This window comes from Frigoribacterium sp. CFBP 13712, assembly GCF_014842255.1.
GTDB lineage: Bacteria > Actinomycetota > Actinomycetes > Actinomycetales > Microbacteriaceae > Frigoribacterium.
In genome coordinates, this window is record NZ_JACYVH010000009.1 from 1 (window position 1) to 14,470 (window position 14,470).

The 14,470-nt window shown below is 71.6% G+C and carries 14 protein-coding genes; 3 read left to right on the forward strand and 11 right to left on the reverse strand.

The window, feature by feature from the left end:
- Positions 1-532: 532 nt before the first annotated feature.
- The 5 genes from IFT51_RS13085 to IFT51_RS13105 all read right to left on the reverse strand — a co-directional run bounded on the left by IFT51_RS13085 (position 533) and on the right by IFT51_RS13105 (position 6,164).
- On the reverse strand, positions 533-1,549 hold the full coding sequence (locus tag IFT51_RS13085) for a YeiH family protein (RefSeq protein ID WP_371740805.1): 1,017 nt from the start codon (positions 1,547-1,549) through the stop codon (positions 533-535).
- A 12-nt stretch (positions 1,550-1,561) separates the two neighbouring features.
- Positions 1,562-2,332 (reverse strand): fumarylacetoacetate hydrolase family protein, encoded by a 771-nt coding sequence (locus tag IFT51_RS13090; protein ID WP_192061534.1) that lies wholly within the window; start codon positions 2,330-2,332, stop codon positions 1,562-1,564.
- Complete coding sequence (locus tag IFT51_RS13095) at positions 2,329-3,456, reverse strand: branched-chain amino acid aminotransferase (RefSeq protein ID WP_192061535.1); 1,128 nt, start codon at positions 3,454-3,456, stop codon at positions 2,329-2,331. The genes IFT51_RS13090 and IFT51_RS13095 overlap by 4 nt, the downstream gene beginning before the upstream one ends.
- Positions 3,453-4,568: a 3-isopropylmalate dehydrogenase gene (locus IFT51_RS13100; RefSeq protein WP_192061536.1), complete on the reverse strand. Its 1,116-nt coding sequence runs from the start codon at positions 4,566-4,568 to the stop codon at positions 3,453-3,455. Before IFT51_RS13100 ends, IFT51_RS13095 begins: the two co-directional genes overlap by 4 nt.
- Positions 4,569-4,634: 66 nt before the next feature.
- On the reverse strand, positions 4,635-6,164 hold the full coding sequence (locus IFT51_RS13105; protein ID WP_192061537.1) for an MFS transporter: 1,530 nt from the start codon (positions 6,162-6,164) through the stop codon (positions 4,635-4,637).
- Positions 6,165-6,312: 148 nt separating this feature from the next.
- On the opposite strand from IFT51_RS13105, the gene IFT51_RS13110 reads away from it, so the two are divergent.
- On the forward strand, positions 6,313-6,876 hold the full coding sequence (locus IFT51_RS13110; RefSeq protein WP_243215725.1) for a TetR/AcrR family transcriptional regulator: 564 nt from the start codon (positions 6,313-6,315) through the stop codon (positions 6,874-6,876).
- Positions 6,877-6,899: 23 nt separating this feature from the next.
- On the opposite strand, the gene IFT51_RS13115 is transcribed toward IFT51_RS13110, so the two are convergent.
- From IFT51_RS13115 to IFT51_RS13135, 5 genes are all read right to left on the reverse strand, one after another.
- On the reverse strand, positions 6,900-7,943 hold the full coding sequence (locus tag IFT51_RS13115) for a beta-propeller fold lactonase family protein (protein WP_192061538.1): 1,044 nt from the start codon (positions 7,941-7,943) through the stop codon (positions 6,900-6,902).
- A 4-nt stretch (positions 7,944-7,947) separates the two neighbouring features.
- On the reverse strand, positions 7,948-8,319 hold the full coding sequence (locus IFT51_RS13120; RefSeq protein WP_192061539.1) for a chorismate mutase: 372 nt from the start codon (positions 8,317-8,319) through the stop codon (positions 7,948-7,950).
- A gap of 88 nt (positions 8,320-8,407) precedes the next feature.
- Positions 8,408-8,827, reverse strand: a complete 420-nt coding sequence (locus tag IFT51_RS13125; protein ID WP_279293206.1) for an organic hydroperoxide resistance protein — start codon at positions 8,825-8,827, stop codon at positions 8,408-8,410.
- 2 nt (positions 8,828-8,829) lie between these two features.
- Positions 8,830-9,465 (reverse strand): GNAT family N-acetyltransferase, encoded by a 636-nt coding sequence (locus IFT51_RS13130; protein WP_192061541.1) that lies wholly within the window; start codon positions 9,463-9,465, stop codon positions 8,830-8,832.
- Positions 9,466-9,478: 13 nt separating this feature from the next.
- Positions 9,479-10,765 carry an adenylosuccinate synthase gene (locus tag IFT51_RS13135; RefSeq protein ID WP_192061542.1) on the reverse strand — a complete coding sequence of 429 codons (1,287 nt, stop codon included), beginning with the start codon at positions 10,763-10,765 and terminating at the stop codon, positions 9,479-9,481.
- Between the two features lie 123 nt (positions 10,766-10,888).
- Between IFT51_RS13135 and IFT51_RS13140 the strand changes: the two genes are divergently transcribed.
- A complete protein-coding gene (locus tag IFT51_RS13140; RefSeq protein ID WP_192061543.1) occupies positions 10,889-12,421 on the forward strand; it encodes a xylulokinase in 1,533 nt (510 codons plus the stop codon).
- A gap of 19 nt (positions 12,422-12,440) precedes the next feature.
- Positions 12,441-13,163, forward strand: coding sequence for a metal-dependent transcriptional regulator (locus IFT51_RS13145; protein WP_192061544.1), 723 nt, complete (start codon positions 12,441-12,443; stop codon positions 13,161-13,163).
- 86 nt (positions 13,164-13,249) lie between these two features.
- On the opposite strand, the gene IFT51_RS13150 is transcribed toward IFT51_RS13145, so the two are convergent.
- Entirely contained in the window at positions 13,250-14,428 is a 1,179-nt protein-coding gene (locus IFT51_RS13150; RefSeq protein ID WP_192061545.1) for an ROK family protein, read from the reverse strand.
- Positions 14,429-14,470 lie beyond the last annotated feature (42 nt).

Genomic DNA, 14,470 nt, shown 5'->3' on the forward strand with positions numbered 1-14,470 from the left:
CCCGACCTTATGAAGGCCATCGTCCGAGGCAGCTGTGAAACCTTAGCACCAGATTACAATCCGTAAAACCAGTGACAATCACTTCCTAAGAAGCAATCCGTTCCCGTGGGAACGAGGCACTAACCTACATCATGTTTTCCAGTGTTGCAACTTGCTTGGTCCGAGGCCGTAATGGCAACTCGAGGACTTGGAAGCCGGTCACACTTGAGTTCCGGTGAGCTTCGCTCCGCCGAACCTTTGGGGTGACAAGAAAGAACCTTACACGGACAATCCGCCACACGTCCAAACCTCCACGCATCCCGGGCGTGTCGCCGCCGAAAACCCCGGAAACATCACGATCCCGCCCCAGAACGCCGCACACGGCGTCTCCGACCCGGTCGACGGAGCCGACGGACGCCTCGACGAGGCCGTCCCCGCCGCACGTGTCGGCTCTCCAACCGGGCAGGCGGACACGCGGCTACCCGGCTACCCGGACACCCGGGACACCGGGACACCGGGACACCGGGACACGATCGAAGCGTGCGACCCGGGACTACGCCAGCGGCAGCAGCTGGACCGCGCCGAGCGAGACGACCGCGATGAACAGCCACGACGCGAGACCGACGGCGACCGCGCGGCCTCCCGTCCGGACGAGCTTCTCGAAGCGGATCCCGGTTCCGAGTCCGAAGAGCGCGAGTCCGAGCAGAACCGTCTGGGCCACGTCGGCCGCACCGACCACGGTCTCGGGGATCGGCAGGAACGTGCGGATGACGACGGCGATCAGGAACCCGACGACGAACAACGGGACGATCGGCGGTCGCGTACCCGCGCCTCCCCCTCGTCGGCGGATGACCACCGAGGTGATCGCGACCACGGGTGCCAGCATGACCACCCGGGTCAGTTTGACCACGACGGCGATCGCGAGCGCGGAGGCTCCGGCGGTCTGAGCGGTGGCGACGACCTGCCCGACATCGTGGACGCTCGCCCCGGTCCACGCGCCGAACTGCATGTCGGTGAGCCCGAGCGCCGCGCCGATCGGGGGGAGGATCGCGATCGCGGCGGTTCCGCAGAGAGTGACCAGGGCGACGGGCGTGGCCGCGTCGCGCCCTCGATCCCGGGTGACTGCGCTCATCGCACCGATCGCCGAGGCGCCGCAGATCGAGAAGCCGGCCGCGAGGAGCAGCGGCTGATCACCGGGGAGTCGCGCCCACCGGCCGAGAGCCCATGTCACGAAGAACGTGGCCGCGAGGATCGCGATGACCACGACGATCGTCAGCCAGCCCAGACCGGCGACGTCGACGAGGCTGAGCTTCAGACCGAGGAGCACCACTCCGATGCGCAGCAGTCGCTTGGCCGAGAGGGTCAGACCCGGAGCGAGAACCCCGTCGAGAGCCGATCGAGCCTGCGGGATCTGCGCCACCAGGATGCCGAGCAGCACGCAGACCGTGAGGATCGGCACCGCCGGAAGCACCAGATGCACACCCCACGCGAGACCCAGGGCGATCGCCGCGACCGCCACCCCCGGCACCCATGGCGCGCGTCGGCGCGAGATGTCAGGGGTCGAGGTCACGGGGAGTCCGAGTCAGACGCGGTTCTTGGCGGGGTTGATCAACGAGCCGATGCCCGAGATCGCGACCTCGACGGTCTGACCGGAGGTGAACGGGCCGATGCCGGCAGGGGTGCCGGTGAGGATCACGTCACCCGGCAGCAGGGTGAACACGTCGGTCACGTACTCGATCAGCTCGGGGATCTTGTGGATCATCTGCATCGTCGACTCGCGTTGCATGACCTCGCCGTCGACGCGGGTCTCGATGGTCGCGTCGCTCCAGTCGAACTCGTTCTCGATGTACGGACCGAGCGGCAGGAACGTGTCGTACCCCTTGGCGCGCGTCCACTGACCGTCGCTGTTCTGCACGTCGCGAGCCGTCACGTCGTTCGCGATCGTGTAGCCGAAGACGACGTCCTCGTAGTTCTCGGCCTTGACGCGCTTGGCGATCGAGCCGATCACGATGGCCAGTTCACCTTCGAAGTCGACCTGACCGACGTCCGGCGGCAGCTGGATCGAATCGCCGAAGCCGATGACCGTCGTGTTCGGCTTCATGAACAGGAGCGGCGCCTCCGGAGGGGTCTGCCCCAGCTCGTCGGCGTGGTCGTGGTAGTTCAAGCCGACCCCGACCACCTTGGAGCGGGGGATGACCGGCGCGAGGATCTTCGCCGACCGCAGCGAGATGCGCTCGCCCGTGGTCTCGTAGCCGCTGTACATCGGGTCGCCCGCGAGCACGATCAGCTCGCGCTCGTCGACGATGCCGTAACGGGGGTCTTCGCCGGGGGTTGCGAACCGTGCGATCTTCATGCGTCGAGCCTCGTCATCCATCCGTGAACATCGGGTCGCCGACCGTACTGGATGTCGGTCAGCTCGGCACGGAGCGACATCGTCAGCTCTCCACCTTCAGCTGCGGGAGAGCCGATGTGCACGCCCTCGCCCTTCAGTTCGGCGATCGGCACGACGACCGCGGCGGTGCCGCACGCGAACACCTCGACGATGTCGCCCGAAGCCACACCGTCGCGCCACTCGTCGAGGGTGACCCGTCGACGCTCGACGCGGTGCCCCCGCGCCTCAGCCAGTTCGAGGATCGAGTCGCGGGTGATCCCCTCAAGGATCGAGTCGCTGTCCGGGGTGACCAGGGTGCCGTCCCGCTTGACGAGCACGACGTTCATGCCGCCGAGCTCTTCGATGTAGTTGCTCTCGGACGAGTCGAGGAACAGCACCTGCTGGCAGCCGTTCTCGTAGGCCTCCTGCTGCGGGAGCAGGGACGAGGCGTAGTTGCCGCCCGTCTTCGCCGCACCCGTGCCTCCTTTGCCGGCCCTCGCGAAGTTCGTCGTCAGCCAGATCGAGACCGGCGAGACGCCGCCCGTGAAGTACGCCCCCGCGGGGCTGGCGATCACGTGGTAGGCCACCTCGTGGGCGGCGCGCACACCGAGGAACGCCTCGGTCGCGATCATGAAGGGCCGCAGGTACAGGCTCGTCTCGGGCGCCGAGGGCACCCAGTCGAGATCGGCGCGGACCAGCTGCCGGACGGACTCGACGAAGTCGTCGGTGCTCAGCTCGGGCAGGGCGAGCCTGCGCGCCGAGCGCTGCAGCCGCCGGGCGTTCGCCTCGGGGCGGAACGACCAGACCGACCCGTCGGCGTGACGGTAGGCCTTCATGCCCTCGAAGATCTCTTGCGCGTAGTGCAGCACCGAGGCCGACGGGTCGAGCTGCAGCGGGCCGTAGGCGTGGACGGCCGCTTCGTGCCACCCGCCCTCGAGGCTCCAGCGGATGGTGACCATGTGGTCGGTGAAGTGCTTGCCGAAACCCGGGTCGGAGAGGATGACCTCTCGCTCGGCCGCATCGCGTGCGGTCGACGACGGCCTGAGGTCGAACTGCAGACCGAACCCGGACGAGGTGCCGTCGGTCGGAGCGTCGGTGGTGGTCATGATGCCCTTCGAGCAGAGGCGGAGGAGGACGCGGACGGCGCGGGGCCGGCGGTCTGCAGACGCTCGGCGATCGCCGAGCCGATCTCGGCGGTGGTGCGGGGCGCCGCCGAGGAGGCGCGGGTCGAGCGGTCGGCGATGTCGCCCTCGACCGCCGTCGTGACGCGTGCCGCGGCGTCGGGCAGCCCGAGGTGCTCGAGCAGGAGGGCGACCGAGAGGATCGCCGCCGTCGGGTCGGCCTTCTGCTGCCCGGCGATGTCGGGGGCCGAGCCGTGCACCGGCTCGAACATGCTCGGGAAGACGCCGTCGGGGTTGATGTTCGCCGACGCCGCGAGACCGATGCCCCCGCTGACGGCGCCCGCGAGGTCGGTGAGGATGTCTCCGAAGAGGTTGTCCGTCACGATGACGTCGAACCGCGACGGGTCGACGACGAGGTGGATGGTGGCCGCGTCGACGTGCTGGTAGTCGACCGTCACGTCGGGGTACTCGGCCGCGACCGAGTCGACGAGCCGCTGCCAGAGGCCACCGGCGAACACGAGCACGTTGGTCTTGTGCACCAGCGTGAGACGACCGCGCCGAGCCCGCGCCTTCTCGAACGCGAAGCGGACAACGCGCTCGACGCCGTGCGCGGTGTTCACGCTGACCTCGTTGGCGATCTCGTGCGGCGTGCCCTGCCGGAGGACCCCGCCGTTGCCGACGTAGGGACCCTCGGTGCCCTCTCGGACGACCACGAAGTCGACCTGGCCCGGATCGGCGAGGGGCGACGGGACACCCGGGTAGACCAGCGTCGGACGCAGGTTGACGTAGTGGTCGAACGCGAATCGCAGCTTGAGCAGCAGACCGCGCTCGATGATGCCCCCGCGCAGACGCGGGTCGCGCGGATCGCCGCCGACCGCGCCGAGCAGGATGGCGTCGTGCGACGACAGCGCCTCGAGGTCGTCGTCGGTCAGGATGTCGCCCGTCTCGAGGTAGCGGGCCGCACCGAGTCGGAACTCGGTGACCTCGAACACGGCGTCGTCGCCCGTCGCGGCGTCGAGCACCTTGAGAGCCTCGGCCACGACCTCGGGGCCGATGCCGTCGCCGGGAACGGCGGCGAGTCGGACGGTGCGCGACATGGGACTCCTCAGCGTCTCGGGATGGACCGGCACCACTTTACCCGTGCGCACCGACACCGCAGACGGTCAGTCGTGGGCCGACGCGCGACGCAGGGACACCAGCGCCACCACGACGGCGACGACCATCACGCCGGCCCCGACTCCGGCGGTCGCGACGAGACCCTCGTCGAAGGCGTGGGTGGCCGCGTCGAGGAGGCGACCGGCGACGGAGGCGTCGAGGGACCCCGCTGCGGACACCGCGCCTCCCAGGGTCTCTCGGGCGGCGTCTCCGGCCTCGGCGGGCACCCCGTCGGGGATCACGAGGCTGCCCCGGTAGATCGCCGTGAGCATGCTGCCGAGCACGGCGGTGCCGAGCACGGCGCCGACCTCGTAGGCGGTCTCGGAGACGGCCGACGCCGCCCCGGCGCGGGCCGGCGGGACGGCCGCGATGATCTGATCGTTCGAGATCGTCTCGGCGGCCCCGACCCCCAGCCCGACGAGCGCGAACGCGACGACGAAGAGCACCACCGGCGCCTCGGCCCCCGACAGCCACACCGTCGCGTACCCGATCGCGGCGGACGCCAGCCCGGCGGCGACGATGACGCGCGGGGTCACCCTCCGGACGATCGGCACCACGATCAGACCGGCGACGATCATGACCGCGAGACCCGGCACGAGGGTCAGGGCCGCCTGGAGGGGCCGCAGCCCGACGACCAGCTGGAGGTGCTGCGTCGTGAAGAAGAGGAACCCGACCAGCGAGAGGATGGCCAGCAGGTTCACGACGATCGAGCCGGCGAACACCGGGTTCGAGAAGAGCCGCACGTCGAGCAGCGGGCGCTCGCGGCGCAGCTGACGGCGCACGAAGAGCCAACCCGAGGCGATCCCGAGGGCGGCGAGGGCCACGACGTCGACACCGGGGCCGTGCGTCGCGAGCAGTTTGATCGCGGCGACGACCGGCGCCATCGCCGTGAGCGAGAGCAGCACCGACACGGGGTCGAACGGCCCCGGCTCGGGGTCGCGGCTCTCGACGAGCAGGATCGGGGCGAGCACCAGCAGCGGCACGAGCACCGGGACCGCGATCAGGAAGATCGATCCCCAGGCGAAGTGCTCGAGCAGGATGCCCCCCACGATGGGCCCGAGCGCCGAGCCGGCGGCGAACCCGCTCGCCCAGATCGCGATCGCCAGACGACGCTGGTCGCGGTCGAGGAACGTGCTGCGCAGCAGCGAGAGCGTCGCCGGCATGATCATCGCGCCGAAGAAGCCCAGCACGGCGCGAGCGGCCACCAGCGTGCCGGCGTCGGGCGCGAAGGCGGCCCCGAGCGACACGAGGGCGAAGCCCGAGGCGCCGATCAGCAGCAGCCGCCGGCGACCGAACCGGTCGCCCAGGGACCCCATCGCCACGAGCAGCCCCGCGAGCACGAGCGAGTAGACGTCGACGATCCACAGCTGACCCGCCGCGCTCGGACGCAGCGCGGTCGAGATCTCGGGCAGCGCGAAGCTCAGCACGGTGTTGTCGATCGACACGAGCAGCACCGGCAGCATGAGCACCACGAGGGCCGCCCATTGGCGGGTGCCGGCCCGGGTGGGCGTGCCGACGGCGGAGGAGGCGCGGGTCATGGTGCGGGGTCGCTTTCGTGATGAGTGGCGGGGCGGGATGGACGGGGCCGCGGGCGGAGTCGGACGGCATGGTCCGGTGTCGACGCGTGCTCGGGACCGAAAACCGTCCAGGCGGTACAGTAAACCGTCTGGACGGTACAGTATCAGAATGAGTCCTCGACCGTCGGCCCGCGAGAAGATGCTCGACGCCTTCGAACTGCTCGTCGTCGACGGTGGCGAGCGGGCCGCGACGTTCGACGCCGTCGCCGCGTCGGCCGGCGTCTCGAAGGGCGGGCTGCTGTACCACTTCCCCAGCCGCGAAGCGCTCGTCGACGGCGTCGTCGACCGGCTCGCGGCACTCCTCGACGACGACGTGCACCGCATGACCACCGCCCCCGACGGGGCGATCGACTACTTCCTCCGCACCTCCTCGCCCCCGCCCGTCATCGCCGACGCGCCGTTCGACCGCTGCATCAGCACCGTCGCCCACCTCGCCTCGAGCGGTCAGTGGCCGCGTGCCGTCGACGCGCTCACCGACATGCAGCAGCGCTGGTACGACGTCGTGCTCGACGCGGTCGGCGACCCCGCCGTCGCGCGCATCGTGTCGCTCGTGTCGGACGGCCTCTACTTCGGACCGGGGCAGTCGACGGCGGCGTCGGGCGCGGTCGACCCGAACCGCGCCTCCATCGACGAGGTCATCGCCGTGCTGCGGCGCCTCTCCGACGCGCGCTGAGACCGGGACGGGTCAGCCTCGCGTCAGCCGACGACGATGCAGGCGGGGCTGCCGATCGAGAAGACGTCGACGGGCGCGCCGGGCAGACCGGTCTCGGGGTCGAGCGGGAGCACCGACACCGTGTCGGAGGCCTGGTTCGCGCAGTAGAGCATGCCGGGGGTGATGGCGAAGTGACGGGGCCACTCACCACCGCAGGGCGCCTCGCCGACGAGGGCGAGCCGGTCGCCCTCGACCGAGAAGACGCTGATCGTGTCACGACCGCGCGTCGCGACGTACACCCGACCGGCGTCGACCGCGACGTGCGACGGCAGGATGTCGGGAGTCGACGACGACCCCTCGAACACCTCGACCGAGTGGTCGACGACGAGCTTCCCGCCGACGCGACGGAGCACGTGCAGTCGCGCGTCGAGCTCGCCCACGACGACGAGCCGGTCGTCGAGCCACACGAGGTGCCGGGGCCCGGAGCCCGAGGGCAGGGGGTGGACGGCGATCTGCTCGGGGTCGAGCGTGATCGGGTCGACGACGTACTCGACGAGCCGGTCGGTGCCCAGATCGCTGACGACGATGGTGCCCCAGGGCGTCGGGGTGGCCTGGTGGGCGTGCGGGCGCTCCTGCCGATCGAGCACGGGGCCGTGCCCGACGGGCAGCGCCAGCGATCGGGTCACCCGGGCCGGGTCGGACGGGTCGCCGGAGAGCACGCCGATGCCGCCGGCGACGTAGTTCGCGACGACGAGGGCGCCCGACACCGGATCGACGACGAGATGGCAGGGAGAGGACCCACCCGAGGAGGCGCTGCTCGCGGCCACGAGGGAGCCTGCGGACACCGTGTACGACAGCACCCGGCCCTCGGCGGTCTCGGACGCCGCGTGCAGGGCGCCGTCGACCACGACGAGGAACGACGGGTCGTCGGCCTCGACGACCTGCGCGGCCTGCCACGGGACACCCGGCGCCGGGCGCTCGAGCACCGTGATGCCCGCGCCGCGGCCGCCGCTGGTCGGCGTGTACGAGCCGATGTAGAGGCGCTCGGGCGCGGGGACGGCCGTGCCGTCGAGGCCCGGGGTGCTCATCGCGTCAGCTCCGCCCGCCGGCCGCGGGGCCGGTCGGCTCGGTGCCGTTCGCGATGCGCTCGTGGTGGTGGATGACCTCGCCCACGATGAAGTTCAGGAACTTCTCGGCGAAGGCGGGGTCGAGGTGCGACTGCTCGGCGAGCTGTCGCAGCCGCTGGATCTGGACGCGCTCGCGTTCGGGGTCGCTGGCCGGCATGCCGGCCGCGGCCTTCAGATGACCGACCGACTGCGTGAACTTGAAGCGTTCGGCCAGCAGGTGCACGAGCGCCGCGTCGATGTTGTCGATGCTCTGCCGGATGCCGGTCAGTTCGTCGATCGCTGCCCGGTCGGTGCTGCTGAGGGGGCTGTCCGCCCCGAGAGGACTGTCGAGTGCCATTCACCGAGCCTAGCGAAGGCAGCCCCCACGAGACCGAGGAGGCGCGCCCCGGGATCTCGGGGCGCGCCTCCTCGGTGGGGTGCTCGGTTCAGTCGACCAGGGTCAGCGTGACCTCGACGTTGCCGCGCGTGGCGTTCGAGTACGGGCACACGTGGTGCGCCGCGTCGGCGAGCTCTTGACGACGCTCGGGCTCGACGTTCGGGGTGTAGATGTCGAGCTCGACGGCCAGGCCGTAGCCGCCCTCGCCGTTGCCGCCGATGCCGACGCTCGCGGAGACGGACGAGTCGGTCGTGTCGACGCCGAGCTTCTTGCCGGCGCCGTGCATCGCACTGAGGAAGCAGGCGGCGAAACCGGCCGCGAACAGCTGCTCGGGGTTCGTGCCCTCGCCGGAACCACCGAGTTCTTTCGGCGGACGGGTGTCGAAGTCGAGACGGTCGTCTTCGCTTCGGACGTGACCGTCACGGCCCCCGCCGGAAGCGTGGGCGATGGCGGTGTATGCGATTTCCAGTGTCATGGGAGCAAGCGTGTTCCACGAGTCTGGGCGCTTGCTGAGGAGGCCAGCCGCTGCTCGAGACCGGCCCGCACACCCGGCCATTCGTCGCCGAGGATCGAGTAGACGGCCGTGTCGCGCCACGACCCGTCGGCCCGACGCTGCATCCGCCGCTGCACGCCTTCGAAGGCCGCGCCGAGACGGAGGATGGCCGCCCGCGAGCGGTCGTTCAGCACGTCGGCCTGCAGCTGGATGCGGCCGAACCCGTGCTCGAAGGCGTGACCGAGCACGAGCAGCTTCGTCTCGGCGTTGACGCCGGAACCCCAGACCTCGGGCGCGTAGGCCGTCCAGCCGACGTGCGCCGACTCGTTCGTCAGGTCGAACAGCCCCAGCGTGGTCGTGCCGACGAGAGCCCCCGAGGAGGCGCTGCGCACCCCGAACACGCTCGCGGACTCCCACAGCAGGTAGCCCTCGACGAACCGCGCCCAGTCGTCGTAGTCGGCACGGTAGCCGGCCGGGCCGCCACCCCAGCCGCCCGCGAACACCTCGGGGCGGCCTATGGCGGCGTGCAGCTCGGGCAGATCGGAGGGTTCGAGCGGAGTCACCGTGACGAGAGAGCCGGACAGGGAGGCGGGGGCCGGGCGACGCGCGGTCATCGGACCGGCCGGGTCAGCCGAGCAGGTCGTGGCGGACGACGATCGCGTCGCGACCGGGGCCGACGCCGATGGCCGAGATGCGCGCGCCGCTCATCTTCTCGACGGCGAGGACGTACTCTCGGGCCGCCTTCGGGAGGTCGTCGAAGGTGCGGGCGCCGGTGATGTCTTCGGTCCAGCCGTCGAACTCCTCGTAGATCGGCGTCGCGTGATGGAAGTCGCTCTGCGAGACGGGCACCTCGTCGTGGCGGACGCCGTCGACGTCGTACGCGACGCAGACCGGGATCTTGTCGAGACCGGTCAGCACGTCGAGCTTGGTCAGCACGAAGTCGGTCACGCCGTTGATGCGCGCGGTGTAGCGGGCGATCGGGGCGTCGTACCAGCCGCACCGACGCGGGCGACCGGTCGTCGTGCCGAACTCGAAGCCGTTGGCCCGCAGGAACTCGCCCGAGGCGTCGAAGAGCTCGGTCGGGAACGGGCCGGCGCCGACGCGCGTCGTGTACGCCTTGACGATGCCGATGACGCGCTCGATGCGGCCCGGGCCGATGCCCGAACCCGTCGACGCGCCGCCGGCCGTGGCCGACGACGAGGTGACGAACGGATAGGTGCCGTGGTCGACGTCGAGCATGGTCGCCTGACCGGCCTCGAACAGCACGATCTTGTCGGCCTCGAGCGCCTGGTGGATCTCGAGCGCCGTGTCGGCCACCATGGGCCGCAGCCGCTCGGCGTACGACAGCAGCGACTCGACGACCTCGTCGACCTCGATGGCCCGACGGTTGTAGATCTTGACGAGCAGGTGGTTCTTCTGGTCGAGCGCCGCCTCGACCTTCTGACGCAGGATGCCCTCGTCGAAGATGTCCTGGATGCGGATGCCGACGCGGTTGATCTTGTCGGCGTAGGTCGGGCCGATGCCGCGACCGGTGGTGCCGATCTGGCGCTTGCCGAGGAACCGCTCGGTCACCTTGTCGAGGGTGCGGTGGTAGTGCGTGATGACGTGCGCGTTGGCGCTGACCCGCAGACGCGAGACGTCGATGCCGCGGGCGATCAGGGCGTCGAGCTCGTCGAAGAGGACCTCGATGTCGACGACGACGCCGTTGCCGATCACCGGCGTCACGCCGGGCGAGAGGATGCCCGAGGGCAGCAGGTGCAGCGCGTACTTCTGGTCGCCGATCACGACCGTGTGACCGGCGTTGTTGCCGCCGTTGAACTTGACGACGTAGTCGATGCGGCTCGAGAGCAGGTCGGTGGCCTTGCCCTTGCCCTCGTCGCCCCACTGGGCTCCGATGATCACCACTGCGGGCATGGTTGCCTCCTCATGTCGGGGGAACGCACCGGCTGAGGTGCACTTGAGTCTATCGACAGCCTTCTCACAGCTGCCCGGCGACTGTACTGGCGCATTTGTGGTCTCATACGACAAACTACGGGGATGAGTCTCGTCGCCGGGGTCGACTCCTCGACCCAGAGTTGCAAAGTCGTCGTCCGTGACCTGTCGACGGGCGAGCTCGTCCGGCAGGGCACGGCCAAGCACCCCGAGGGCACCGAGGTGCCGCCCGACGCCTGGTGGGAGGCGCTGATCGCCGCGATCGCCGCGGCCGGCGGCCTGGACGACGTCGCGTCGATCTCCATCGCCGGGCAGCAGCACGGCATGGTCGCGCTCGACGCCGACGGCGAGGTCGTGCGCGACGCGCTGCTCTGGAACGACACCCGCAGCGCCCCCGCCGCCCGCGACCTGATCGCCGAGATCGGCGCCGACGAGTACGCCCGGCGGACGGGCACCGTGCCCGTCGCCTCGTTCACCGCCACGAAGCTGCGCTGGCTGCGCGACGCCGAGCCCGAGAACGCCGCCCGGGTCGCGGCCGTGGCCCTGCCGCACGACTGGCTGACGTGGCGACTGCTCGGGTACGGGACCCGCGCCTCCTCGGCTCTCGGCCCCGACCTCGACGCCCTCGTCACCGACCGCTCGGACGCCAGCGGCACCTCGTACTGGAGCCCCGCCGACGAGGGGTACGACCTCGAGCTGTTCGAGCGCGCCCTCGGGCGGCCCGGGCGCGAGGCCGTCGGCAGCGATCGAGGTGACGCGTCCGGGGGCGTCGCGGCGGGTGACCGGACCGAGAGCGTCACCTCGGCGACCGATGGCCGCGTCGTGCTGCCTCGCATCCTTCAGGCCGAGGAGGCGGCGGGCACGACGATCGCGCACGGTGCCGTCCCCGCGGGGATCGTCGTCGGTGCGGGAGCGGGCGACAACGCCGGCGCCGCGCTCGGGCTCGACGCCACCGTGGGCGACCTCGTCATCAGCATCGGCACGAGCGGCACGGCCTTCGCGGTCACCGACTCCCCCGTCACCGACCCGAGCGGCACCGTCGCCGGGTTCGCCGACGCCGCCGGCGGGTACCTCCCGCTCGTCGCGACCCTCAACGCCGCCCGCGTGCTCGCCTCGATCGGCTCGCTGCTCGGCGTCGACCACGACGAGTTCGCCCGACTCGCCCTCGCGGCCGAACCCGGCTCGGGTGGGCTGTCGCTCGTGCCGTACTTCGAGGGCGAGCGCACCCCCGACCTGCCCGAGGCGACCGCCACCCTCTCGGGGCTGACCCTCGCCTCGACCACCCGCGAGAACCTCGCCCGCGCCGCCGTCGAGGGGATGCTCTCGGCCCTCGCCGACGGCGCCGCCGCCGTGCGCGACCAGGGCGTCGACGTGCGCCGCGTGCTCCTGATCGGCGGGGCGGCCCTCAACCCCGCCGTCCAGGCCGTCGCCGCCCAGGTCTTCGACGTGCCGGTCGTCGTGCCCGAACCCGGCGAGTACGTCGCCGACGGCGCGGCCCGCCAGGCGGCCTGGGCCCTCTCGGGGAGCCGGCCCCGATGGGGGCTGTCGACCAGCGCCTCCTTCGATGCGGAGCCTCGACCGGGCATCGGCGCCCGCTACCGCGCGGCCCAGGCGCTGGGGTCGCTCGCGCGCCCGTAGNGCCACCTAGAATCGGGGCATGCCAACGGAAGCCGGTTCGGCGCCCTCCACGATGACCGAGAACTACCTCAAGGTCATCTGGAAGGCAGACGAGTGGGCCGTCGACGGCGACGCCCCCGGCATCACGACGAACGAGATCGCGGCCACGCTCGGGGTCGGCGCCTCGACGGTGTCGGGCAACCTGCGCAAGCTCGAACGCGACGGCTTCATCGACTACGAGCCGTACCGCCGCATCGCCCTGACCGACACCGGTCGAGCCGTCGCGATCGCCGTCGTGCGCCGTCACCGGCTGATCGAGACGTACCTCGTCGAACGCCTCGGCTACGGGTGGGACGAGGTGCACGACGAGGCCGAGATCCTCGAGCACGCCGTCAGCGACCGTCTGCTCGAGGCCTTCGACGTCGAGCTCGGCCGACCGACCGCGGACCCGCACGGCGACCCGATCCCCGCGAGCGACGGCACCACCGTGCGCCCCGTCGCCCACCGGCTGGGCGAGTTCGCCGAGGGCGAGTGCGGCTACGTGGTGCGCGTCTCGGACGACGAGCCCGAGCTGCTGCGCTACCTCAGCTCGCTCGACCTGCGGGTCGGCGCCCACGTGCGGATCGGCGAGCGCCGCGACTACGCGGGGTCGATGCAGGTCGTCGTCACCGACGCCCACGACCTGCCCGTCGAGACGGTCGAGCTGGCCGGGCCGGCCGCCGCCTCGGTCTGGGCGAACTCCGAGCCGCACACGCACGTCTGACCCCGGGGCGGGTGCGACGGGCGGCTCGCGCACCCGGTCACGGGCCGGACCCGACCGACACGGGGGGGGGGGGGCCGGCGGGGCGGTCAGGGCAGACGGGTGCCGGCCGGGTCGGCGAGGAGGCGCGCGAAGGCGAGCTCGGCGGCCCCGATGGTGAGACGATCGGCTCCGAGCTCGGCCGGGACGATGCGCAGATCGTCGGCCGAGCCGGGCAGCGCCTGAGCGGTGACCCCGGCGAGCAGACGCTCCGGCTCGGCCGCGAGCAGCGACGCGAGGAACCCGCCCAGCACGATGAGGCTCGGATCGAAGACGTTGACGACGTTGCGGAGGGCGATCGCCAGGAAGTCGACCTGGCGCTGCACCTCGACCCGCGCCTCCGACCCCGGGGTCGACGCGACGAGCGCCGCGGCGAGCTCGTCGACCTGCGACCGGTCGAGACCGGTCACGGCCAGCAGCTCGGCCTGACCGACCTCGGTCTCGAGGCAGCCGGTCGCCCCGCAGTGGCAGAGTCGCCCGACCGAGTTCACGAGCGTGTGACCGAGTTCGCCCGCGTAGCCGCCGGCTCCGACGAGCGGGGCGCCGCCGACGAGGACTCCCCCGCCGACACCGCTCGCCCCGCCGTTGAGGAACACCAGGTCGTCGACCCCGCGCCCGGCCCCGAAGCGCCCCTCGGCGAGGGCCGCGGCCGACGCGTCGTTCGCCGCGCGAGCCGGCAGACCGGCGGCGTCGGCGACGAGCTCGGCGAACGGCTCGTCGACCCAGCCGAGGTGCGGAGCCAGCCGGACGAGACCTCCGTCGGCGCGGACGAGACCGGGCACGGCGAGGCCGACCCCGACCTCCACCACGCCGGGCGACGCGGCGCGCAGCTCGTCGATGACCGAGGCGGCGACAGCCGCCGCGCCCCGTGCCGTCGGGATGCCGTCGGTCTCGTGGCGGATCCGCGAGCGCACGACGCCGTCGAGCCCGACGACCCCGACGGTCACGGCGTCGATCTCGGGGTTGACGGCGTACGCGACGACGTCGCGGCTCGCGGCGACCACGGGGCTCGGTCGGCCGACCCGGGCGATGCCCACGGGGTCGGTCTCGATGACGAGTCCGCGCTCGGCGAGCTCGCCGACGAGAGCCGCGATGGTCGATCGGTTCAAACCGGTCGCCTGCGTCAGCGCCGAGCGCGAGCGCGGGCCTGCCGCATGCACGAGCCCGAGCACCGCCGACAGGTTCGTCTGGCGCACACCGTCGGCGCGCGCCCCGGGTTCGATCGTCACGTGGCCTCCTCGGCCGAGCGTACCGGCTCGCGGCACGGGGGC

What these genes read in the sequence shown, in the direction of transcription:
- IFT51_RS13090 (WP_192061534.1), bottom strand. Translation starts at nt 2,332, where the DNA reads ATGAAGATCGCACGGTTCGCAACCCCCGGCGAAGACCCCCGTTACGGC.
- IFT51_RS13095 (WP_192061535.1), bottom strand. Translation starts at nt 3,456, where the DNA reads ATGACCACCACCGACGCTCCGACCGACGGCACCTCGTCCGGGTTCGGT.
- IFT51_RS13100 (WP_192061536.1), bottom strand. Translation starts at nt 4,568, where the DNA reads ATGTCGCGCACCGTCCGACTCGCCGCCGTTCCCGGCGACGGCATCGGC.
- IFT51_RS13105 (WP_192061537.1), bottom strand. Translation starts at nt 6,164, where the DNA reads ATGACCCGCGCCTCCTCCGCCGTCGGCACGCCCACCCGGGCCGGCACC.
- IFT51_RS13110 (WP_243215725.1), top strand. Translation starts at nt 6,313, where the DNA reads ATGAGTCCTCGACCGTCGGCCCGCGAGAAGATGCTCGACGCCTTCGAA.
- IFT51_RS13115 (WP_192061538.1), bottom strand. Translation starts at nt 7,943, where the DNA reads ATGAGCACCCCGGGCCTCGACGGCACGGCCGTCCCCGCGCCCGAGCGC.
- IFT51_RS13120 (WP_192061539.1), bottom strand. Translation starts at nt 8,319, where the DNA reads ATGGCACTCGACAGTCCTCTCGGGGCGGACAGCCCCCTCAGCAGCACC.
- IFT51_RS13130 (WP_192061541.1), bottom strand. Translation starts at nt 9,465, where the DNA reads ATGACCGCGCGTCGCCCGGCCCCCGCCTCCCTGTCCGGCTCTCTCGTC.
- IFT51_RS13135 (WP_192061542.1), bottom strand. Translation starts at nt 10,765, where the DNA reads ATGCCCGCAGTGGTGATCATCGGAGCCCAGTGGGGCGACGAGGGCAAG.
- IFT51_RS13140 (WP_192061543.1), top strand. Translation starts at nt 10,889, where the DNA reads ATGAGTCTCGTCGCCGGGGTCGACTCCTCGACCCAGAGTTGCAAAGTC.
- IFT51_RS13145 (WP_192061544.1), top strand. Translation starts at nt 12,441, where the DNA reads ATGCCAACGGAAGCCGGTTCGGCGCCCTCCACGATGACCGAGAACTAC.